21 protein-coding genes and 1 tRNA gene are annotated in these 20,258 nt (G+C 45.6%); 16 read left to right on the forward strand and 6 right to left on the reverse strand.

Annotation, left to right across the window (positions count from 1 at the left end; genetic code table 11):
• Window positions 1-71 precede the first annotated feature (71 nt).
• Entirely contained in the window at window positions 72-1,499 is a 1,428-nt protein-coding gene (gltX, locus tag MTR11_RS04550; RefSeq protein WP_046874282.1) for a glutamate--tRNA ligase, read from the forward strand.
• Window positions 1,500-2,139: 640 nt separating this feature from the next.
• Window positions 2,140-3,102, forward strand: coding sequence for an OmpA family protein (locus tag MTR11_RS04555; protein WP_006743033.1), 963 nt, complete (start codon window positions 2,140-2,142; stop codon window positions 3,100-3,102).
• Between the two features lie 113 nt (window positions 3,103-3,215).
• On the opposite strand, the gene MTR11_RS04560 is transcribed toward MTR11_RS04555, so the two are convergent.
• The 3 genes from MTR11_RS04560 to MTR11_RS04570 all read right to left on the reverse strand — a co-directional run bounded on the left by MTR11_RS04560 (window position 3,216) and on the right by MTR11_RS04570 (window position 5,387).
• The gene (locus MTR11_RS04560; RefSeq protein WP_031780328.1) at window positions 3,216-3,722 is read right to left on the reverse strand and encodes a hypothetical protein; all 507 of its coding nucleotides are present in this window, start codon (window positions 3,720-3,722) and stop codon (window positions 3,216-3,218) included.
• A 277-nt stretch (window positions 3,723-3,999) separates the two neighbouring features.
• Window positions 4,000-4,076 (reverse strand) — tRNA-Arg (locus MTR11_RS04565).
• 177 nt (window positions 4,077-4,253) lie between these two features.
• Window positions 4,254-5,387, reverse strand: coding sequence for a flagellar assembly protein FlgT (locus tag MTR11_RS04570; protein ID WP_048626114.1), 1,134 nt, complete (start codon window positions 5,385-5,387; stop codon window positions 4,254-4,256).
• Between the two features lie 169 nt (window positions 5,388-5,556).
• Here MTR11_RS04570 and MTR11_RS04575 point away from each other — a divergent pair, with 169 nt between their 5' ends.
• A complete protein-coding gene (locus tag MTR11_RS04575) occupies window positions 5,557-6,195 on the forward strand; it encodes a FlgO family outer membrane protein (RefSeq protein ID WP_005382013.1) in 639 nt (212 codons plus the stop codon).
• A gap of 9 nt (window positions 6,196-6,204) precedes the next feature.
• A complete protein-coding gene (gene flgP / locus MTR11_RS04580; RefSeq protein WP_005382014.1) occupies window positions 6,205-6,636 on the forward strand; it encodes a flagellar assembly lipoprotein FlgP in 432 nt (143 codons plus the stop codon).
• 112 nt (window positions 6,637-6,748) lie between these two features.
• Here the strand turns inward: flgP and MTR11_RS04585 are convergent, their stop codons facing one another.
• The 3 genes from MTR11_RS04585 to flgA all read right to left on the reverse strand — a co-directional run bounded on the left by MTR11_RS04585 (window position 6,749) and on the right by flgA (window position 8,379).
• Window positions 6,749-7,174, reverse strand: coding sequence for a flagella synthesis protein FlgN (locus MTR11_RS04585; protein ID WP_046874280.1), 426 nt, complete (start codon window positions 7,172-7,174; stop codon window positions 6,749-6,751).
• 27 nt (window positions 7,175-7,201) lie between these two features.
• The gene (flgM, locus tag MTR11_RS04590) at window positions 7,202-7,516 is read right to left on the reverse strand and encodes a flagellar biosynthesis anti-sigma factor FlgM (protein ID WP_243327068.1); all 315 of its coding nucleotides are present in this window, start codon (window positions 7,514-7,516) and stop codon (window positions 7,202-7,204) included.
• Between the two features lie 116 nt (window positions 7,517-7,632).
• On the reverse strand, window positions 7,633-8,379 hold the full coding sequence (gene flgA / locus MTR11_RS04595) for a flagellar basal body P-ring formation chaperone FlgA (protein WP_005393139.1): 747 nt from the start codon (window positions 8,377-8,379) through the stop codon (window positions 7,633-7,635).
• 76 nt (window positions 8,380-8,455) lie between these two features.
• Here flgA and MTR11_RS04600 point away from each other — a divergent pair, with 76 nt between their 5' ends.
• The 12 genes from MTR11_RS04600 to flgK all read left to right on the forward strand — a co-directional run bounded on the left by MTR11_RS04600 (window position 8,456) and on the right by flgK (window position 20,247).
• Entirely contained in the window at window positions 8,456-9,382 is a 927-nt protein-coding gene (locus MTR11_RS04600; RefSeq protein WP_005382022.1) for a chemotaxis protein CheV, read from the forward strand.
• Between the two features lie 11 nt (window positions 9,383-9,393).
• On the forward strand, window positions 9,394-10,221 hold the full coding sequence (locus MTR11_RS04605; RefSeq protein ID WP_005393137.1) for a protein-glutamate O-methyltransferase: 828 nt from the start codon (window positions 9,394-9,396) through the stop codon (window positions 10,219-10,221).
• A 307-nt stretch (window positions 10,222-10,528) separates the two neighbouring features.
• Window positions 10,529-10,924, forward strand: a complete 396-nt coding sequence (gene flgB / locus MTR11_RS04610; protein WP_005382026.1) for a flagellar basal body rod protein FlgB — start codon at window positions 10,529-10,531, stop codon at window positions 10,922-10,924.
• Between the two features lie 5 nt (window positions 10,925-10,929).
• A complete protein-coding gene (flgC, locus tag MTR11_RS04615; RefSeq protein WP_005393132.1) occupies window positions 10,930-11,343 on the forward strand; it encodes a flagellar basal body rod protein FlgC in 414 nt (137 codons plus the stop codon).
• 17 nt (window positions 11,344-11,360) lie between these two features.
• Window positions 11,361-12,071 (forward strand): flagellar hook assembly protein FlgD, encoded by a 711-nt coding sequence (flgD, locus tag MTR11_RS04620; RefSeq protein WP_005393125.1) that lies wholly within the window; start codon window positions 11,361-11,363, stop codon window positions 12,069-12,071.
• Between the two features lie 30 nt (window positions 12,072-12,101).
• The gene (gene flgE, locus MTR11_RS04625; protein ID WP_005393123.1) at window positions 12,102-13,415 is read left to right on the forward strand and encodes a flagellar hook protein FlgE; all 1,314 of its coding nucleotides are present in this window, start codon (window positions 12,102-12,104) and stop codon (window positions 13,413-13,415) included.
• A 289-nt stretch (window positions 13,416-13,704) separates the two neighbouring features.
• Window positions 13,705-14,454, forward strand: coding sequence for a flagellar basal-body rod protein FlgF (gene flgF / locus MTR11_RS04630; protein WP_005382031.1), 750 nt, complete (start codon window positions 13,705-13,707; stop codon window positions 14,452-14,454).
• An 18-nt stretch (window positions 14,455-14,472) separates the two neighbouring features.
• Window positions 14,473-15,261, forward strand: coding sequence for a flagellar basal-body rod protein FlgG (gene flgG / locus MTR11_RS04635; RefSeq protein WP_005382032.1), 789 nt, complete (start codon window positions 14,473-14,475; stop codon window positions 15,259-15,261).
• 30 nt (window positions 15,262-15,291) lie between these two features.
• Window positions 15,292-16,071, forward strand: coding sequence for a flagellar basal body L-ring protein FlgH (gene flgH / locus MTR11_RS04640; RefSeq protein ID WP_006743029.1), 780 nt, complete (start codon window positions 15,292-15,294; stop codon window positions 16,069-16,071).
• Between the two features lie 43 nt (window positions 16,072-16,114).
• Window positions 16,115-17,206, forward strand: a complete 1,092-nt coding sequence (locus MTR11_RS04645; RefSeq protein ID WP_145532375.1) for a flagellar basal body P-ring protein FlgI — start codon at window positions 16,115-16,117, stop codon at window positions 17,204-17,206.
• Between the two features lie 16 nt (window positions 17,207-17,222).
• The gene (gene flgJ / locus MTR11_RS04650; RefSeq protein ID WP_048626116.1) at window positions 17,223-18,149 is read left to right on the forward strand and encodes a flagellar assembly peptidoglycan hydrolase FlgJ; all 927 of its coding nucleotides are present in this window, start codon (window positions 17,223-17,225) and stop codon (window positions 18,147-18,149) included.
• 157 nt (window positions 18,150-18,306) lie between these two features.
• The gene (gene flgK, locus MTR11_RS04655) at window positions 18,307-20,247 is read left to right on the forward strand and encodes a flagellar hook-associated protein FlgK (RefSeq protein WP_012842055.1); all 1,941 of its coding nucleotides are present in this window, start codon (window positions 18,307-18,309) and stop codon (window positions 20,245-20,247) included.
• Window positions 20,248-20,258 lie beyond the last annotated feature (11 nt).

Genomic DNA, 20,258 nt, shown 5'->3' on the forward strand with positions numbered 1-20,258 from the left:
AATGTCGCCACTTTTATCCTTGACATTACAACGAGAGATCTCTCGTTGCTCATTACCCCTAAGGAACTCAAATGACGGTTAAAACTCGTTTTGCTCCTAGCCCAACTGGCTATCTACACGTTGGTGGTGCGCGTACTGCACTTTACTCTTGGCTATACGCTAAAAACCAAGGTGGTGAATTCGTTCTACGTATCGAAGATACAGACCTTGAGCGTAACTCTCAGGAAGCGGTTGATGCAATTCTTGAAGGCATGGAATGGCTAGGCTTGGAGTGGGATGAAGGTCCTTACTACCAAACTCAACGTTTTGATCGTTACAACGAAATGGTTGATAAGCTTCTTGCTGAAGACAAAGCTTACAAATGTTACGCGTCTAAAGAGCTGCTAGATGAAATCCGTGCAGAGCAAGAAGCAAATAAAGAAATGCCTCGCTACGATGCTAACCATCCAAAAATCAAAGCAGCAAACGAAGCGGCAAAAGATGGCGATCCATGTGTTATCCGTTTCCGTAACCCGAAAGAAGGCAGCGTAGTATTTGATGATCAAATCCGTGGCCGTATCGAAATCCGCAACGATCAAATGGATGACCTAATCATTCGTCGTACTGACGGTTCACCTACTTACAACTTCTGTGTAGTAGTGGATGACTGGGACATGGGTATCACTCACGTTGTTCGTGGTGAAGACCACATCAACAATACGCCTCGTCAAATCAACATCTACGAAGCACTAGGTGCGCCAGTACCAACGTTTGCGCACTGTGCAATGATCTTGGGTGATGACGGTGCGAAACTGTCTAAGCGTCATGGTGCTGTATCGGTCATGCAATATCGCGATATGGGTTACCTGCCTGCGGCACTAAATAACTACTTAGTGCGTCTAGGTTGGTCTCATGGCGACCAAGAAATCTTCTCTCAAGAAGAGATGATCAATCTATTCAGCCTAAATGCAGTATCTAAGTCAGCGTCTGCCTTCAACACGGACAAACTGCAATGGTTGAACAACCATTACATCAAAAACTCAGATCCTGCGTACGTTGCAGAGCACCTACAATGGCACCTAGATCAACAAAAACTAGACGTAACGAATGGTCCTGCTATCACTGACGTGATCAAGCTAGTTGGTGAGCGTTGCAACACGCTGGTTGAGCTAGCTGAGCAAATCCGTTACTTCTACGAAGATTTCTCTGAGTTTGAAGCGGGCGCAGCGAAGAAACACTTACGCGGTGTGGCTAAAGAGCCTCTAGAGCTTGCTCTAGCGAAAGCTGAAGCACTGACCGAGTGGACAACAGCAAACATCAAAGATGGCGTTATCGCAGCAGTCTGTGAAGAGCTAGAAATTGGCATGGGCAAAATCGGTATGCCATTACGTGTTGCTGTAACAGGCGGCGGTCAATCTCCTTCTGTCGATGCAGTAATGGAACTGGTTGGCAAAGAGCGTTGTGTTGCTCGTATTAAGATGGCGCTTGAGTTCATTGCTGAGCGTGAAGCAAACGCATAATTGCTTTGAACTAAAGGTTCTTTTGAATAAATAGTCACAAAGCCGCGGTAAACACCCGCGGCTTTTTTGTATCTGAATCCTAGATAATGAGAAACCTTCTCATATGTCGGTTAAGGATGTGGTATTTAGGACCGTAATTCACCTAGGTATGGATAAGATTTTTTAATCCAAATATCGTTGGCATGAATAAAAAACGAGCGATTATATATCAAATATCTGATTGATTTTTATCCACTCTCCTTAAAGTTCCATTTTTATTGTCTCATTTTTAAGAAAAAACTTTGCTTAAGTTGTAGTGTTCCAGAAAATAAAGCAAACGTTTGCGTCGTGATTGTGTGGGGATTTTTTTGCTTAAGATCACATGTTGTTGAGATTTTTGATGACAATAAATTGACAGAATTGGGATTTTTCTCGCGATTTCTTAGCGTTATAGTTCACCCCGTCAGTGATACCGAGATGGCGATATGTATCACTGAACAGGAAATGTACGTAAGTAGCTTCCATAAAAAAAATGCATGTGCATAAAAAGAAGCTGACTAAGTATCTCACTCAAGGAATGAATAAAAAGAATTGAAATACAACGTCAGTCAGACGGCGCATTTCGGCATCTAACAAAAGAACTTCTTTAGAGGAATCAATAATGAAAAAATTAGCAGCGGTAATTTCAGCGTCTCTACTTATGGCTTCAGCAGCACAAGCAGAAGTATACGTTGGTGGTAAGATGGGTAAGTCATGGATGGAAGACGCGTGTGTAGCGGGCCAGGCTTGTGACAAAGACGACTCTACTCTTGGCGCTTTTGTTGGTTACGAAATGAATAAATACTTCGCAGTAGAAGCAGGTTTCGACAACATCGGTGATTTTAACCAAACTTCTTTCGGTGGCCATGTAGAAGCAATCACTCTTGCACCTAAATTCAGCCTACCAATCACTGAAGACATCGCACTTTACGGTAAAGTGGGTGGCGCTTACGTAATGTTTGATGGCAAAGATGATTACTCTTACCTAGGCGCAGCTGGCCTTGAGTTCAACCTAAGCCAAAACGTAACTGCTCGTGCGGAATACCAAACTCTGACTGATATCAGCAACGATGTAACTCGTGCGACAGGTAACACAGCAACACTGGGTGTTTCTTTCAAATTCGGTGGCAACGATGAGCCAGTAATCGTAGAAGAGCCAGTTGTTGTTGAAGAAGTGGTTGTAGAAGAAGTCGTAGAAGAGCCAGTAGTTGTAACGAAAACATTCGAAACTCAAACAATCGGCACTGGTAGCTTTGATCTAAACAGCACAACTCTAAAACCAGAGAGCGCTGCAAAACTTGATAACCTAGTTGCTTTCCTAAACGAGCACCCACAAGCGAACGTTGAAGTTGTAGGTTACACAGATACTTCTGGCCCAGCAGCTTACAACCTAAAAGTTTCTGAGAAACGCGCTGAATCTGTAGCTAACGCACTTGTTGAAAAAGGCATTGATTCATCACGTATTCAAGCGCGTGGCGAAGGTGAAAACAACCCAATCGCTTCAAACGACACTCGTGAAGGTCGTCAGCAAAACCGTCGCGTAGAAATCGTTGTTCCAGAATTTGAATACCAAGTTCAGCAATAAGCTCCTATCCGACCGTAGTATAGAAGACTGAAGCTGAAAGCCCCAAAGAGTTCGCTCTTTGGGGCTTTTTCATTTCTATTTGAAACGGACTGAAAAGTTAAAAACGGTAAACATCACTTGAGGTCAATGCTGTTTAAGCGCCCCATGAACGTTAGAATTTCCAAGTTGTCTTTATGTGCTTCTAGCAACGCTTTTTTGGTTTGCATGTAGGCGGCAAGCTTGCCGTATTTACTAATAGAGCGAACCACCGTTTTGTATTTGTAGTCACCGTCATCATTGAACTCTCGCCACTTAGCGATGTAACACGTATCTCGGTTATCTGGGTTTTCAAGAGTGGGGTTAGGCTTGTGAACAATTTTTGGCTCAACGCTGTGTGGGAGTCTGGTCATGAGGTAAGGATCCTTCAAAAGACGTCGCCAAAATTTGCCCCACATTTGTCGGCCTAATTCGTTTCTCAGCTTAATGGCTTTTTGTAAGCCTTTCTTTTCTCCAATACGAACAAACCCAACCGAGCGGTGCAGTACCGTGTCCTCGGGGGTATGGATATGAATCTTAAAGGCAGTCTTGCCTTTAGAAATAAAGCGGTGTCCAGTGTTAGTTATTAAATTGCTCTTAGACATAGTGCTAACTAATAATTTTATTAATAGCTAAAAGGGTAAGCAAAACTCATAGATAATTAAAGTAATAAAATACAAAACTGTAAATAGGGCTTGTTGAAATGATTTCAAGGGGAAGAGGTCGGAACAGTAAAAGGTTTTATCTCGTCGAGTAAAGGAGTGAGACGATCATATTGATTACTGAAGAAATTGTTTCACACGTTACTTGGAAACGCTCTGTGAAGCTCGAAATAGTGGATACAAAAAAGCCTTAGCTCAAGTGGGAGCTAAGGCTATGATATGGCGCCCCCAGTAGGATTCGAACCTACGACCTGTCCCTTAGGAGGGGACTGCGCTATCCAGCTGTGCCATGGGGGCGTAATACCAATAGTTGCAGTTCATTGAACCGTTTTACTGAATGCAAACCTAGCAACTTTGTTTAGGTCTTTATCAGTATCACTTTGAACGACTCACTACGGTCATTGGTATAATCAAATAAGATGCGCTGCCTATGATATTCAAAAGTGAGCATATCTCAAGACTTAATGTTTGCTTTTATAGGATCTTGTTCATTACGTCGCCAATTTGAACACTAGAGGCTAAATTTGGCTGATCAATCGTCAGCTCGGCTTCGTGTTCGTATATACGAGATACCGTCAATGTAATTTCACTTTGCGATACTTTATTTCTTGGTAATCCGTTTTGGTCGATAAATGATGCGGTGTGCCAAAGCTGCAATTTGTCTCCCTCTTTTACGCCATGCATACGGCCGAGATCCATCGTTACTGTATTGCCGAAGACAGCAACGACCTCTGGCAGCGTAATTTTGCAAGACAGCTCTGACTCTAGATCCAGCATTATATTGCGACTAACGCGTAGCATCATCTCGCCATAGGTAGACGCCCAAAAGCGCGCGCTGCGAGTATCCACTTGGCTCGTTTTGGCAAATGGCCAACGCGCCACTTCACGGTAGGCTTTGTTGAAGACTTCATGGCCAGTTTTACCATCAAATACTTTCATCTCTAACGCAAACTGACGATTGATGATGTCATCTTGCAGTAGTTGAGATTCGACCGTTGCTGTGAGATCGGTAATGACTCCCCCAATGATGTATTGTGCGCCGTTGTCTTGTGCAATCATTTGAGTACGAGCGGGATAGTTACTGCTAATTGAATAGTCCGTTGTACCCACAGATACAAAGCTGCGAGAGGTTTGATCCAGCTGGCGATTCACCACGCGGCTAAAATCGTCACCCACTTGGTAAATCTGTCCCATCACCGCTTGTTGTGGTGAGGCAACCTCAATATTGCCGACAAGGATCGTCTTTTTGTATTGATCGGTGTGGCAACCCGTTGCCGATGGATAAATATCGACGCGAATTTTTACCTCGACTTTACCTCTACGTTTACGTTCAGACTCGACCAAAATGTAACGGACTTCATGGTTGGTAAACTGGTACTCGTTACGGCTTTCTTCTAGTAGCGGCATCAAATTGCTAATACTGCCAATATCTGCGCCCGAAAAATTGACGGCTTTGAACAGCGCGTCTTCCAACGCATGGAGCCTTGCCGTCTCTTCTGAAGAAACGATAGTGGCAACGCCTGTTACTTCATACCAAGATGCCATTACTTTAAAAGGCACAAGCATCACTAAAGTGATTGAAAACAGACTGTTTAATATTTTTTTCATTGATTACAACCGTTCGGGTATAAATATTGCTTTAACAACTTCAGTGAAGTTTGGTGGATTTTTCTTCGTTAGGCAAACAAAGAAAAGCAAAGACTGTTCCAATATTCACTTTCTTAGAAAGGAATTAATCAAGAACGGTATCACCTAAGATTATCTGGAGAATCAAACCATGAAAAAGTGGCTTGTCGCCGCATCGATGATGACGCTTCTGACATCGTGCGCGTACTCACCGATTTACAATGGTAAAGAACCGTACTCGGGAAGCCAGTTCATGCTTATGGATAGTCCGCGTCATACGATGGACTTTTTCATTGAAAGCATGACCGAAGACCTGATGGTTTCTAACGTGGCGGTATCTGCGCGGACACCGATTGCGATTACCTCGTTTGTTGATCTACAAAATATGGATGCAACAAACTGGTTAGGCAACTCGGTCTCGGAAGGTTTTATCCATCAGTTCCAGCGCCGAGGGTTTAAAGTGGTTGATTTCAAAACTACGGGCTCTATCCAAGTGACGCAGCAGGGCGATTTTGCTTTAAGCCGTGATTGGCAAGATCTGGCGCAAGAGCAACAAATTCAGTATGTACTGACCGGCACGATGCTTCGCCAAGAGGGCGGGGTGCTGGTCAATGCACGTGTGGTCGGTATGCAGAGCCGTGTGGTCGTAGCAACGGCGCAGGGTTTCCTTCCGGCTGACCGTATTGGTCGTGACTTAGATACGTTAAACAGTATCCGTACGCAAGATGGCGTGTTGATTCGCTCAGACCCAACCATTCGTCAGCCGTACACTGTGATTCTGCGTCCATAGGATAGAAGCATGAAGAAGTTATTATTTATTGTTGCCACACTGATATTGGTGGGGTGTCAGCCATTACAACAGATGCGTCAAGATGAAATCTTAGTGGCAGTGGGTTATGCGAGTGTCAGTGAGCAAACAGGTCGTACTGTTGAAGAGAAGCGTGTACGAGCGATGCGCGCATCAAAAATTGATGCGTACCGTGAGCTCGCAGAACAAGTGTATGGCATGCGCGTTAGTGGACGTGCCGAACTGCAAGACCAGCGTTTGGGTATTGAAAGTACCACTGGTGCGGTTGATGGTGTGATTCGCGGTGCAGAAGTTGTGCGTAGTTATCTTGTTGAAGACAGTTACGTGACAGAGCTGCGTCTGGATATTCGTAAAATGGATAAGTTGCGTGATTACGGGGAAGTTCAACAGGTGCCTGAGAAGCGTCAACAAACCTTGTTCTAATGCACTAAGCGCATTACTTCAGAAGACCAGATAATCTTTCCCGCGGCTGATTGGCAACAATGAGTCGCTTTTTTATATCTACATTCTGGAGATGGTGGGACAGGAGTGACGTTTAGGCTTTTATATTGGTGCCAAGTGTCGAAATAGTATGGGTTTTGCCACCGGCATTGTAGGTCATGCCCACTTTGCCATGAGTTCGCTGAAGCATGTTATTGAGTTTATTGAAACTCAGCTGTGCGCGACTAAGCGATTCACCATTTACTTTGTTGACTTGTTGACAGTCGAGGACGATCGATTGGATTTGAGCAACAACCTGACTTAGGTGCTCATCTTCAGTAAGTTGATTGACGTGCGGGTGAGAGGCGATTCGCTGATCAGTCGTTCTAAGCTGATCAATGAGTGTCATCTTCTGTTTGGCAATACTCTCAATCTCGGTAGAGACACGCGCAGTTATCGCTTGTGTTTCTTGACGCAAAACAGCAGAAAGTGCCTTAGCATTTTCTAGTTGGAAATTGACGAGATCGACTAATGCTGCCATAAAATACTTACCTTCGGCCTAAGTCAGTTAGCTTTTGCCTTGCAATTCGTTTTCAAACTTAATCATGTTGTCGGCCAATTTTTCAGGATCGACTTTGTATGAACCGTTTGTGATTGCTTCTTTGATTGCCGCCACTTTGGCGCTGTCATAGGCCGGAGAAGCTGCCATATCTTTTTGGAGTTTGCTAACGGCTTTGCTTTGCTGGCTGAGTGATACAGCGTCTTGTTGTGCGGGTGCTTTTTTCGATTCAGTCGTGCCGGTAGCATTGGAATCGTTACGCGCAGGTGCACGACTTGTCGTCGTCATCACTTGCCCTGAACGTATATTATCTATACCTGCCATGTTTAACCTTTGCCTTGTATCGTAATACTGGTATCCAGACTATCGACCAGTGCAAAAATAACTTTAGTCATTTTTTGCATTTTTATTGATCAGTTTAAACACGCTACCAGTGGGTATTAAAAATTAACAGTGATTTCCGCAATGCCAGTCACTATGCCTTCTATTATACGCTGTGACTTGTCATTTTTCACTCTTACTTGATCGCCAGCCGCACCATCTTGCAATGCTGTGCCTTGCGTGGTGATCGTCATGCCAGAATTCACCGCTTTAATTGTGACCTTTTCATTCCGGCAAACGACACAGACATCATTACGTTCAACAACATCACCTAGGCGAACGTTGCGTTTTAGCTTTGCGCCAACCACTTGATCGTAGTTAGAAAAGCCATCTTTGCGAAAGCGCTGCAGCTCGATCATAGAAGTGGTGACATCCGACGCGCTGACGATTTCTCCTCTCCCTAGTGTTCGTGTTGCGACGATCATTGGCACCGATACAGAGATCCTTACAGGCACATAGACTTTCCAGTCATCCGGTGGGCATTCCACTAGAACATTGATGTTGCTTCGAGTACTGCTGGTGGAAGAAGCTGACGTATCCAGGGGCACTGGGCAATCCGTTGCTTTTATTCTCGAGTCGATATCTGCCGCATTAACAGATAGCTCGCCACCATCAGGCTGATCAACTGTAGCAAGAATATGTTGTTCTGCTGCCGTTTTTATTTGCTCGATCTGATTATCTGAAGCTGAATGAACAAAAAAGCTAAACATACTGAGCAAAATGCCGATAGACTTAGCGTACTTTGTAATTAGCGCTCTACATATTGTCATAGTCAATGGTGTCGAAGTGAAAGTGAAATACGCCATACTGTCTCCCTGGTATCGTGCTTGCCAGTGGTAGAGTATCATTTAAAAACAAAAAGTTTGAGATGGAGATGAGCATATGACGGGGATTCTTGACTCGGTGAATCAGCGTACGCAACTCGTCGGTCAGAACCGATTGGAATTATTGACCTTTCGACTGATGGGCCGACAGCGCTACGGCATTAACGTATTCAAAGTGAAAGAAGTACTGCAGTGCCCTAAGCTGACTTCAATGCCAAATCTACACCCGCTGGTAAAAGGTATCGCTCATATCCGCGGCCATACCGTGTCCGTTATTGATTTGAGCCTGGCAATTGGTGGCCGCCCAACCACTGATCTGGATAAATGTTTTGTTGTTATCGCAGAATTTAACCGTACGATCCAAGCATTTTTGGTATCATCGGTTGAGCGTATTATCAATATGCATTGGGAAGCGATTTTGCCACCGCCAGACGGTGCGGGTAAAGCGCACTACTTGACCGCAGTGACAAACATCGACAACGAGCTGGTTGAAATCCTTGACGTTGAAAAAATCCTGGCAGAGATTGCGCCGGTTGATGAAACGATGGATTCCGCTATCGGTGAAGAAATCGCGCAAGCAGAACAAGAAAAGCCTATTGTACGCCGTATATTGATTGCTGATGACTCGACTGTCGCGCGTAAACAGGTAGAGCGTGCGATTACATCAATCGGTTTCGAGGTCGTATCTGTCAAAGATGGCAAAGAAGCGTACAATAAGTTGATTGAAATGGCTCAAGAAGGCAATATCTACGATCAAATTTCGTTGGTTATTTCCGATATTGAAATGCCAGAAATGGACGGCTATACCTTAACGGCTGAAATTCGCAGACATGCCGATTTGAAAGACCTTTATGTTATCCTCCATTCTTCATTAAGTGGTGTATTCAACCAGGCTATGGTTGAGCGTGTAGGTGCCAATACCTTCATTGCGAAATTTAACCCAGATGAATTGGGTAACGCGGTTAAATCTGCATTAACACAATAAAAGAGACATTAATGACTGCTATTACAATCAGTGATCAAGAGTATCGTGACTTTAGCCGTTTTCTAGAATCGCAATGTGGCATCGTGTTAGGTGATAGCAAGCAATACCTTGTGCGTAGCCGACTGAGTCCTTTAGTGACGAAGTTTAAGCTCGCATCGTTATCAGATTTGCTACGTGATGTTGTTACAGGGCGTAATCGTGAATTACGAGTGGCCGCTGTGGACGCGATGACGACTAACGAAACATTGTGGTTTCGAGATACTTATCCGTTCACAGTTTTAGCTGACAAATTATTGCCAGAAGTAGCGGCAAGCAAGCGCCCAATCAAGATCTGGTCTGCAGCCAGTTCATCGGGCCAAGAGCCGTATTCTATTGCAATGACGATTCTGGAAACGCAACAGCGCAAGCCGGGTTTGTTACCAAACGTGTCTATTACAGCAACAGACATTTCAGCAAGTATGCTCGAGATGTGTCGTGCAGGTGTGTATGACAATTTGGCTCTAGGGCGCGGACTTTCACCTGAACGTCGCCGCACCTTCTTTGAGGATGCGGACGGTGGCCGTATGAAAGTCAAAGACAACGTCAAACGTTTGGTGAACTTTCGTCCACAAAACTTGATGGACAGTTATGCACTGATGGGTAAGTTCGACATTATTTTTTGTCGCAACGTGCTGATTTACTTCTCACCGGAAATGAAATCAAAAGTGCTTAACCAAATGGCGAGCAGCTTAAACCCAGGTGGTTATCTGCTGTTAGGGGCATCAGAGTCGCTAACTGGTCTGACTGATAAATTTGAAATGGTGCGCTGTAATCCGGGTATCATTTACAAGCTTAAATAGCGGTATCTCTTCATTGATAAAAAGCCTGACCTAGTGTCAGGCTTTTTTTGTTTGCTGGTTTCCTGACTTCGAGTGTTTCCACGTTTTCACTTGCTAAATTGAAGCGCGATTTTGCTTTGTTCCCTCATCACGGTGTATCTTTATTAAGTGAACAAAGTGAAACGACATGACATTCCAGTCACTTTGGCTCACTTATTGCTATTCCAATGGGTGATAGCTATTAAGTAGATAGAGCGCTTTATGTTTTTGGCATGCTAATTGCTTTTTGGTTATCAATCACGGTCAGTTCTTAATTGTAGAGGCAAACATGGCTATATCTTTTGACAATGCACTAGGCATCCACCAGCACACGGTGGGCGTACGTGAGCGCAATGCTGAGGTGATTTCCACCAACATTGCACAAGCCAACACGCCTGGTTACAAAGCAAGAGGTTTAGACTTTGCGAAGGAATTGCAAGCGGCAACATCTGGGGCAAGCATTGGTCTTAGTCGTACGGATGGTCGGCATATTCCTGCCACTACAACGTTGGTCGGGGACAAGCTATATCGTCTTCCTACGCAGCCTGATACGGGTGATGGCAACACGGTAGACTTGGATTTAGAGCGTAACTTGTTTATGCAAAACCAAATCAGACACCAAGCATCACTCGATTTTCTAGGCAGCAAATTCAAGAACTTAACCAAAGCAATCAAAGGGGAATAATTTAGATGAGCTTATTTAACGTTTTCAATGTGACAGGTTCCGCAATGAGCGCTGAATCCGTTCGTCTGAACACTACCTCAAGCAACTTGGCGAACGCCGACAGTGTCAGCAGCTCTGCGAAAGACACTTATAAAGCGCGCCATGCTGTGTTTGGTGCTGAGTTAAGTAACGCCATGCGTGGCGGTGATACGGTGCCAGTGAAAGTGATGGGTATTGTAGAAAGCGATAAACCGCTGAGTGCGGAGTACAACCCAGACCATCCCCTTGCAAACGAAGAAGGCTACATCTACAAGCCGAACGTGAATGTAATGGAAGAAATGGCGAACATGATTTCAGCTTCTCGCGCATACCAAACTAATGTGCAAGTGGCTGATTCTAGTAAACAAATGCTGCTGCGTACGCTGCAGATGGGTCAATAAGGATAAGGAGGTAGCGTATGGCCGGAATTAACAACGTTGGTCAAAGCGGCTTGTCCTATATCGACCAGCTTAAAAGTCTACAAGAGAGTAACAAGAAGACGGAAGAGAGCACGGGTAAGCAGGACCTAAAGCAGGAAGACTTCTTATCATTGCTCACGAAGCAATTGTCTCAACAGGACCCTTTTAAGCCGGTAAGTAATGACCAGATGATTGCGCAAATGGCTTCATTTGCGACCGTTGATGGCATTGGCAAGATGAACACTCAGTTTGAGAGTTTGAATTCGTCAATGACATCAAACCAAGCGTTACAAGCTTCCTCTTTGGTAGGACGTGACGTATTGGTCCCAGGAGCGGCAGGTGTGAAGCAGGACGACGCGCCAATGGCGGCAATGGTTAAGCTTTCACAATCTATCGATAATCTGTTTGTTCGTGTAGAGGATGAAGCTGGCCAACTGGTTCGTACTTTTGAGGTAGGAGCGAAACCAGCCGGCGACACGCGTGTGCTTTGGGACGGTAAAGATGAAAGCGGAAATCCACTGCCTGCTGGCAAATACAAAGTGAAAGCGTCTGGCTTGGTTGAAGGGGAGTCGCAAGAGTTCCCAGTATCGACATATGCCAACGTAAATAGCGTATTGCTCGGCAAAGGTGACGGAAACGTATTACTCAATCTGGCTGGTTTTGAATCGCCAGTTCGACTTGCAGAAGTATTGGAAGTTGGCAAAGCGTAGTCATAGCTCGCTAGATTAGGAGATTTTGGAATGTCATATGTATCTTTAAGCGGTTTGTCCGCCGCACAACTGGATTTGAACACCACCAGTAACAACATTGCGAACGCCAACACGTACGGCTTTAAAGAGTCCCGTGCTGAGTTTGCTGATGTTTACTCTAACTCTTTATTTACTAACGCAAAAACCACACCGGGTGGTGGTGCGCAAGCAAGCCAAGTGGCGCAGCAGTTCCATGAAGGCTCAAGCATTTACACCAACAACCCAATGGATCTGCGTGTTTCGGGTACAGGTTTCTTCGCCGTGGCGAAGGAGCGTCTGACTCCACAACAGAATGAACTGACACGTAATGGTGCATTCCATTTAAATAAAGAAAACTACATGGTGACCGCGAACGATGAGTTCTTATTAGGTTACCAAGTTGATCCAAGCTCTGGTGAGGTTTCTTCATACGAGCCACAACCTATCAATATTCCTGCTGAATTTGGTAAGCCAAAGCAAACAGCAAACATTGAAGTGGGCGTGAACTTGCCAGCAAACGGCGATTTGAAAGATCCAACTCAGTTTGATTTTTCAGACCCAGATACATACAACCGTTCAACTTCTTCGACTATTTATGACTCGATGGGTCAGTCTTACAAGCTAACGACCTACTACTTGAAAGATCAGACTCAGCCAAACACTTGGAACACTTACTACACCGTGACAGATAAAGAAGGCGAAAAGCCTTTAAATGTTGCGGCAGGTGATGCACAAACGCCAACAGGCCATGTGGGTCATACCATGAAGTTCAACAACGATGGGACGTTGGCGAGCTTGAACAATGGTCAGCCAATTACGTCTGTGGCATTAGGCGATCCGGCGACGAACACGACACCAGTCGATATGAATGGTGCCGATCCCGCGCAGACGCTTAACTTCGGTTTAGGCTCGGCAACACAGTTTGCTGCTCCGTTCGAACTGACTAAGTTCGATGAAGACGGTGCAACAACGGGCTTCCTAACCAAAGTTGACTTCGATGAAAACGGCAGCGTAATGGGGACTTACTCAAACGGTGAAAACGTCACATTGGGTCGTGTCGCGCTAGTACGTGTTCCAAACGAGCAAGGTCTGGATAAGAAGGGCGGTACGCAATGGGATTCAACTCAGTTCTCTGGTGACAAGATTTGGGGTGAATCAAACAAAGGCTCTTTTGGCACCATCAACAACGGTATGCTGGAACAGTCAAACATTGATATGACGCAGGAGCTGGTGGACCTGATTTCTGCTCAGCGTAACTTCCAAGCAAACTCACGTTCGCTAGAAGTGCACAACCAGCTACAACAAAATATCCTGCAGATCCGATAATCTGCATCATCAAGTTAGGCGAGCTTTCGCCGCTTGGCTTGATAACATCATGACATTCATCTGTTGCTTAGCCTGAAAATACCTCAGTTCAGGTTAAGCATGCTTTGATCTCTGATTTGCCGCCGTTGCCGCCATGTGGATCAAAACCTTGCCCCTTGTTGCAGTTTTCTGCCACTGAAACCCCTCTTAATTTTTTATTTCTTATTTAAATATTTGATAAATAAGCTCATTTTATGTTGGCATAACTATTGCTTTTACTCCGTGTACAGAGAAGTTTTTGGAGTAATTTATGGATCGCGCACTGTTTCTCGCAATGAGTGGGGCCAAGCAAAATATGCAGGCACTACAATTGCGTGCTAATAACTTGGCTAACGTAAGCACGACAGGGTTTCGTGCGGATTTAGCGCAGGCTCGCTCAATGCAGGCTTATGGTGAAGGCCATCCTTCACGTGTGTTCAGCATGACAGAGCGTCCAGGGCATAACTTTGCTCAAGGTAGCGTGATTACAACAGGGCGTGATCTGGATGTGACGATTGAAGGCAGCGGCTGGATTTCGGTACTCGATCACACGGGTAAAGAAGGGTTGACCCGTAACGGTAACCTAAAAGTCGATCAAAATGGCATGCTTACTAACGCAAGTGGCCATTTAGTGCTAGGTGAAAATGATGCGCCGATTACTTTGCCTATTCCTCTCTCCAAAATTGAAATCGGTCGAGATGGCACCATCTCTGTGCTTCCTCAAGGTGCCCCGGCAGAAGAATTCCAAGCGGTTGATCGCATCAAGCTTGTTAAGCCTAATGATCAAAGCTTATTTAAAGACACCAATGGCTTATTTCGCCATAAAACTCCAAACCAACCTTACGAAGCAGACGCTACTGTTAGCCTCCAGACAGGAGCGATTGAAGGCAGTAACGTGAATGCCGTAGGTGAAATGACCGCATTGATTGACTTACAGCGTCAGTTTGAAATGCAAGTCAAGATGATGAGCACTGCTGAAGAGATGGATAAATCTTCAGATTCACTGCTTCGTATGAGTTAACAGAGTTAGAGGTTCACTATGCATCCAGCACTATGGGTAAGTAAAACAGGTCTAGACGCCCAACAAACCAACATTGCCACGATTTCGAACAACTTGGCGAACGCCTCTACTGTGGGCTACAAAAAGAGCCGTGCGGTATTCGAAGATTTGTTCTATCAGAACATCAACCAGCCTGGCGGCCAATCATCTCAGAACACTGAGCTTCCGAGTGGCTTGATGCTAGGTGCGGGTTCTAAAGTGGTTGCAACGCAAAAAGTGCACACGCATGGTAATGCGCAGACAACGACCAACGCACTAGACATGATGGTTGAAGGCGACGGCTTCTTCCAAGTGACGTTGCCGGATGGCAACATCGGTTACACCCGTAACGGTCAGTTCACGTTAAATGGTGAAGGCACGTTAGTCACGTCGGGTTCTGGCTACCCTGTAGAACCTGAAATTGTGATTCCAGAAGATGCGATTTCTATCACTGTCGGTACGGATGGTGAAGTATCGGTTCGCGTCCGTGGTCAGCAAGACAACCAAGTCGTTGGTCAGCTAACCATTACAGACTTTGTTAACCCAGGTGGCCTAGAGCCAATTGGCCAGAACCTTTACTTACCAACGGGTGCCAGTGGCGATCCACAAGAAGGTGTTCCTGGTTTGGACGGTTTGGGTGAAATCCGTCAATCCATGCTGGAAGCGTCTAACGTGAATGTAACGGAAGAGTTGGTCAACATGATCGAAGCCCAGCGTGTTTACGAAATGAACTCAAAAGTGATCTCATCAGTCGATAAGATGATGAGCTTCGTTAACCAGCAGTTATAACGGTTAAGAGCAAGAATTGAGGAGCTCACGATGAAACGTATTTGTCTACTTGCTTTGATTGCCACGATGTCGGGTTGTGCCATGTTAGAGCCGATTGAAACGGATGAAGTGACACAAGCAACGACGGTGGTTGATGCGGTAGAAGGCGATAAATCGAAAGAAGAGAGCAGCGGTATCGTGGATACACTGCGTGGCAGAAGCGATCCGGTTGCGGGTGATCCTGCATGGGCTCCTATTCATCCGAAAAAGAAACCTGAGCATTATGCTGCTGCAACAGGTTCACTGTTTAGCGCCGAGCACATTACCGATCTTTACGACGATTCCAAGCCACGTGGTATTGGCGACATTATTACCGTGACACTGGATGAGACTACCAGCGCCACGAAAAGCGCCAATGCCGATTTATCGAAAACCAATGAAGCGCAAATGGACCCGCTTCAAGTGGGTGGCGAAGAGCTGCAAATTGGTGGCAAATACAATTTCTCTTATGACTTAAATAACTCAAACTCATTTGCGGGTGACTCTTCTGCTAAGCAGAGTAACAGCATCAGTGGTTACATTACTGTTGAGGTGATTGAAGTTTTGGCAAATGGCAACCTCGTTATCCGTGGAGAAAAATGGATGACGCTTAATACGGGTGATGAGTACATACGTTTAAGCGGCACTATTCGTCCGGATGACATTAGTTTCGACAATACTATTGCATCAAACCGCGTTTCTAACGCAAGAATTCAGTATTCTGGCACTGGTGTACAACAAGATATGCAAGAGCCGGGTTTCTTGGCACGATTTTTTAATGTAGCGCTATAACACGCCGTGCTGACGGCAATTTGACTGCAAGAGATAAGTAAGCATGAAAAAACTCCTTTTAATACTGATGAGCGTTGCTCTGTTTGCTACCGCTGCCCAAGCTGCACGTATCAAAGACGTCGCGCAAGTGGCAGGTGTACGAAGCAACCAACTCGTGGGTTATGGTTTGGTTTCAGGCTTACCTGGCACAGGCGAAGCGAACCCGTTTACGGAGCAAAGTTTCGCCGCTATGCTGCAAAACTTCGGCATTCAGATGCCGCCGGGCACAAAGCCAAAAATTAAAAACGTTGCTGCAGTCATGGTAACGGCAGAGTTGCCGCCTTTCTCTAAACCGGGTCAGCAAGTAGACGTGACAGTCTCTTCCATCGGAAGTGCCAAAAGTTTGCGTGGTGGTACGCTACTACAAACCTTCTTGAAAGGCTTAGACGGTCAAGTTTACGCGGTTGCTCAAGGTAACTTAGTAGTGAGCGGCTTCAGTGCTGAAGGCGCTGACGGTTCAAAAATCGTAGGTAACAATCCAACCGTTGGTCTTATCTCTAGTGGTGCGACAGTAGAGCGAGAAATTCCAAACCCATTTGGTCGTGGCGATTACATCACGTTCAACTTGCTTGAGTCAGATTTCACAACGGCTCAACGTATGGCGGATGCGGTAAACAACTTCCTTGGCCCACAAATGGCGAGTGCAGTAGACGCGACGTCGGTACGTGTACGTGCCCCTCGTGATGTCAGCCAGCGTGTGGCGTTCTTATCGGCAATTGAAAACCTAGAGTTCGACCCAGCAGATGGCGCAGCCAAAATCATCGTTAACTCTCGCACGGGTACCATCGTAGTTGGTAAACATGTTCGCCTTAAACCTGCTGCGGTAACGCATGGTGGCATGACGGTTGCGATCAAAGAAAACCTGAATGTTAGCCAACCGAACGGCTTTTCTGGTGGGCAAACCGTTGTCGTGCCAGACTCGGATATCGAAGTCAGCGAAGAGCAGGGCAAGATGTTTAAGTTCGAGCCAGGCTTAACGTTGGATGATTTGGTCCGTGCAGTGAATCAAGTCGGCGCAGCGCCGTCGGATTTGATGGCTATCTTGCAAGCATTGAAACAAGCTGGTGCCATTGAAGGCCAGTTGATCATCATTTAATGGTTAGGAGGTAGGTATAATGAACAATCCTAACGACATTGGTTTTATTCATGACATCAGTTCGCTGGATACCCTGCGTCAAAAAGCAGTGAAAGAAGGTAAAGATGGCGAGCAAGAAGCACTGCGTGCAGCGGCTCGTCAGTTCGAATCTATTTTCACCTCCATGATGTTGAAATCCATGCGAGAAGCCAATGAGGGCTTTGAGTCCAACATGATGAACAGCCAGAACGAGAAGTTCTACCGACAAATGCTGGATGAGCAGATGGCGAGTGAGCTCAGTTCGTCTGGTTCAATGGGCTTGGCCGATATGATTGTTAAGCAATTAACGGCTGGGCAAGGTAACGACAAGAGTGAAACGGCAATGCGTGATGCGGCAAATAATGCCGTGGAATATCGTCGTATTGACCCGAAAAAAGCGCGTGAGATTGAACAGCGCTTGATTGAATCTGGTCAGCTATCTCGACCAAGCAATGAACCAACTCGATTCGATTCGCCAGAATCTTTTGTTAACTCGATGAAGCCATACGCGGAGAAAGCCGCGAAAGCCCTAGGTGTCGAGCCATCTCTGCTACTTGCGCAAGCGGCTTTGGAAACCGGGTGGGGACAAAAGGTAGTGAAGAACGCGCGTGGCAGCAGCAACAACTTATTTAACATCAAAGCAGATCGAAGCTGGCAGGGTGACAAAGTAACGACTCAAACGCTAGAGTTCCACGATAATACGCCAGTGAAAGAGACGGCAGCGTTTCGCGCCTACTCAAATTACGAAGACAGCTTTAATGACTTTGTGCGCTTTTTAAATGACAACCCACGTTACGAGACGGCATTGCAACAGCGAGGGAATTCAGAGTCCTTCATTCGCGGCATCCACAGCGCGGGTTACGCGACCGATCCGAATTACGCAGACAAAGTCCTTCAGGTGAAGCAGAAAATCGAAAGTATGTAATTTACTCTTCGCCAGTTCATGTTGCTTTCGAAGGCTTGCCACAGTGCAAGCCTTTACTTTTTCTGAGTATTCACCTCTCTCTTACTTGGCACATCTTTTGCTATGATGTGTCTAGGTGATCGGTTTTGCCGATTTTATTTCGTTTTTGGGGGCATGTATGGCGTCAGATCTTCTGAATGTAGGTACTCAAAGTGTGCTTACTGCTCAGAGACAATTAAACACCACTGGTCATAACATTTCTAATGTTAATACCGAGGGTTATAGCCGCCAGTCTGTTATCCAAGGTACGAATGATCCGCGCATGTTTGGTGGCTCTACTTACGGCATGGGTGTGCATGTGGAAAATGTTCGCCGCTCGTGGGATCAGTTTGCCGTGAATGAACTGAACTTGTCGTCAACCAACAATGCCAACAAAACGGATACCCAAGACAATCTTGATATGCTCTCTAGCATGTTGAGCTCAGTTGCATCGAAGAAAATTCCAGAGAACTTGAACGAGTGGTTCGATGCGGTCAAAACCATGGCAGATACCCCGAACGATTTGGGGGCACGGAAAGTGGTATTGGAAAAGGCGAAAATCTTCTCTGATACATTAAATGACTTCCATGAAACCGTGCGATTGCAATCTGATGTGACCAATAAAAAATTGGATATGGGTATTGAACGCGTGAACCAACTTGCGTTGGAAATCCGCGATGTGCATCGGTTAATGATGCGCACACCCGGTCCACACAATGATTTGATGGACCAGCATGAAAAGCTGGTTACTGAGTTATCTGAGTACACCAAAGTTACCGTCACCCCACGCAAAAATGCGGAAGGGTTTAATGTTCACATCGGCAATGGACACACACTTGTTTCTGGCACGGAAGCAAGCCAGCTCAAAATGATTGACGGCTATCCTGATGTTCACCAAAGACGCTTAGCAATGGTGGAAGGGGATGGCATTAAAGCGATCAAGTCTGACGACATGGATGGCAAAATCGGTGCCTTGCTTGAAATGCGCGACAAACACATTCCGCAACTTCAGGATGAAATGGGCCGTTTAGCGACGGGCTTTTCCTACAAAATTAATCAGCTGCAATCTCAAGGCCTGGATCTTAACGGTAAGATAGGTAAAGACGTATTTACCGACGTGAACTCTGAGCTGGTGGCAAAATCTCGAGTTTTTGCTGCGCCTGACTCTCAAGCAGATGTTGCGGTTTACATTGATGATATTTCAGCGATCAAAGGTGGTGAATATTCGCTACGTTATGATGGCGACCAGTATAGCGTGACAACACCGAAAGGTGAGCAAATGTCGTTGAACATTGATCAATCAGATTCTTCGTTTGTTCTGGATGGTATGAAAGTGCAAATCGGTGAAGGTCTTGCCGCTGGTGAGCGCGTATTATTGCGCCCAACACGAAGTGGCGCAGCCATCATAAAGATGGAAACCAATGATGCAAAAGCCATTGCAGCGCAAAGTTATGAAGCTTCAACCACTTTTGCTCAAGGTAACGCCAAGTTCAAAATTCGTGAGGCGGGGGATGTCAAAGAGTTTGAGGTCACCGTACAACCAGCCGACGAGAAACATGATAAGCCATGGTTAAAGATCACGGACAACAAAGGCAATTTGCTATCGGACAAATACTCATACCCGCTAGACAAAGATAACCCGATGATTGAAATCTCAGTGCCGAAAAGTCATCCGCTGTATAAAAATGGCGATGCGACTGTATTTGAGCTGAGCGAAGGTGCGCTGATGAATGACAAGTTCACCGCGAACTTGGTGCCTTCGGAAGGTGGTAATGGCAACTTGAGAAAAATGCAGAAGATCCAAACAGACAAGATGATGGACGGAAAATCCAGTACTTTGATTGATGTTTATCACAACCTCAATACCGAAGTCGGATTGAAATCTTCTACAGCAAACCGATTAGCTTCTGTCGCTCGCTTAGAGCATGAGGCGGCACAAGAGCGCGTTGCTTCTATCTCTGGCGTTAACCTCGATGAAGAAGCGGCCAACATGATGAAGTTTCAACAAGCGTACATGGCTTCATCACGTGTGATGCAAGCGGCGAATGACACCTTCAATACCATTTTACAACTGAGGTAAGGAGAAGAGAT

It is taken from the genome of Vibrio sp. CCB-PB317 (assembly GCF_022808245.1).
Classification (GTDB): domain Bacteria; phylum Pseudomonadota; class Gammaproteobacteria; order Enterobacterales; family Vibrionaceae; genus Vibrio; species Vibrio diabolicus.

Bases quoted from the DNA above. Each gene is read 5' to 3' on its own strand.
- MTR11_RS04570 (WP_048626114.1), bottom strand. From the start codon at position 5,387: ATGAAAAAAATATTAAACAGTCTGTTTTCAATCACTTTAGTGATGCTT.
- flgK (WP_012842055.1), top strand. From the start codon at position 18,307: ATGGCGTCAGATCTTCTGAATGTAGGTACTCAAAGTGTGCTTACTGCT.
- flgA (WP_005393139.1), bottom strand. From the start codon at position 8,379: ATGGCGTATTTCACTTTCACTTCGACACCATTGACTATGACAATATGT.
- flgM (WP_243327068.1), bottom strand. From the start codon at position 7,516: ATGGCAGGTATAGATAATATACGTTCAGGGCAAGTGATGACGACGACA.
- MTR11_RS04605 (WP_005393137.1), top strand. From the start codon at position 9,394: ATGACTGCTATTACAATCAGTGATCAAGAGTATCGTGACTTTAGCCGT.
- flgD (WP_005393125.1), top strand. From the start codon at position 11,361: ATGGCCGGAATTAACAACGTTGGTCAAAGCGGCTTGTCCTATATCGAC.
- MTR11_RS04575 (WP_005382013.1), top strand. From the start codon at position 5,557: ATGAAAAAGTGGCTTGTCGCCGCATCGATGATGACGCTTCTGACATCG.
- MTR11_RS04560 (WP_031780328.1), bottom strand. From the start codon at position 3,722: ATGTCTAAGAGCAATTTAATAACTAACACTGGACACCGCTTTATTTCT.
- flgG (WP_005382032.1), top strand. From the start codon at position 14,473: ATGCATCCAGCACTATGGGTAAGTAAAACAGGTCTAGACGCCCAACAA.
- gltX (WP_046874282.1), top strand. From the start codon at position 72: ATGACGGTTAAAACTCGTTTTGCTCCTAGCCCAACTGGCTATCTACAC.
- MTR11_RS04600 (WP_005382022.1), top strand. From the start codon at position 8,456: ATGACGGGGATTCTTGACTCGGTGAATCAGCGTACGCAACTCGTCGGT.
- flgF (WP_005382031.1), top strand. From the start codon at position 13,705: ATGGATCGCGCACTGTTTCTCGCAATGAGTGGGGCCAAGCAAAATATG.
- flgH (WP_006743029.1), top strand. From the start codon at position 15,292: ATGAAACGTATTTGTCTACTTGCTTTGATTGCCACGATGTCGGGTTGT.
- MTR11_RS04585 (WP_046874280.1), bottom strand. From the start codon at position 7,174: ATGGCAGCATTAGTCGATCTCGTCAATTTCCAACTAGAAAATGCTAAG.
- flgC (WP_005393132.1), top strand. From the start codon at position 10,930: ATGAGCTTATTTAACGTTTTCAATGTGACAGGTTCCGCAATGAGCGCT.
- flgP (WP_005382014.1), top strand. From the start codon at position 6,205: ATGAAGAAGTTATTATTTATTGTTGCCACACTGATATTGGTGGGGTGT.
- flgB (WP_005382026.1), top strand. From the start codon at position 10,529: ATGGCTATATCTTTTGACAATGCACTAGGCATCCACCAGCACACGGTG.
- flgE (WP_005393123.1), top strand. From the start codon at position 12,102: ATGTCATATGTATCTTTAAGCGGTTTGTCCGCCGCACAACTGGATTTG.
- MTR11_RS04645 (WP_145532375.1), top strand. From the start codon at position 16,115: ATGAAAAAACTCCTTTTAATACTGATGAGCGTTGCTCTGTTTGCTACC.
- MTR11_RS04555 (WP_006743033.1), top strand. From the start codon at position 2,140: ATGAAAAAATTAGCAGCGGTAATTTCAGCGTCTCTACTTATGGCTTCA.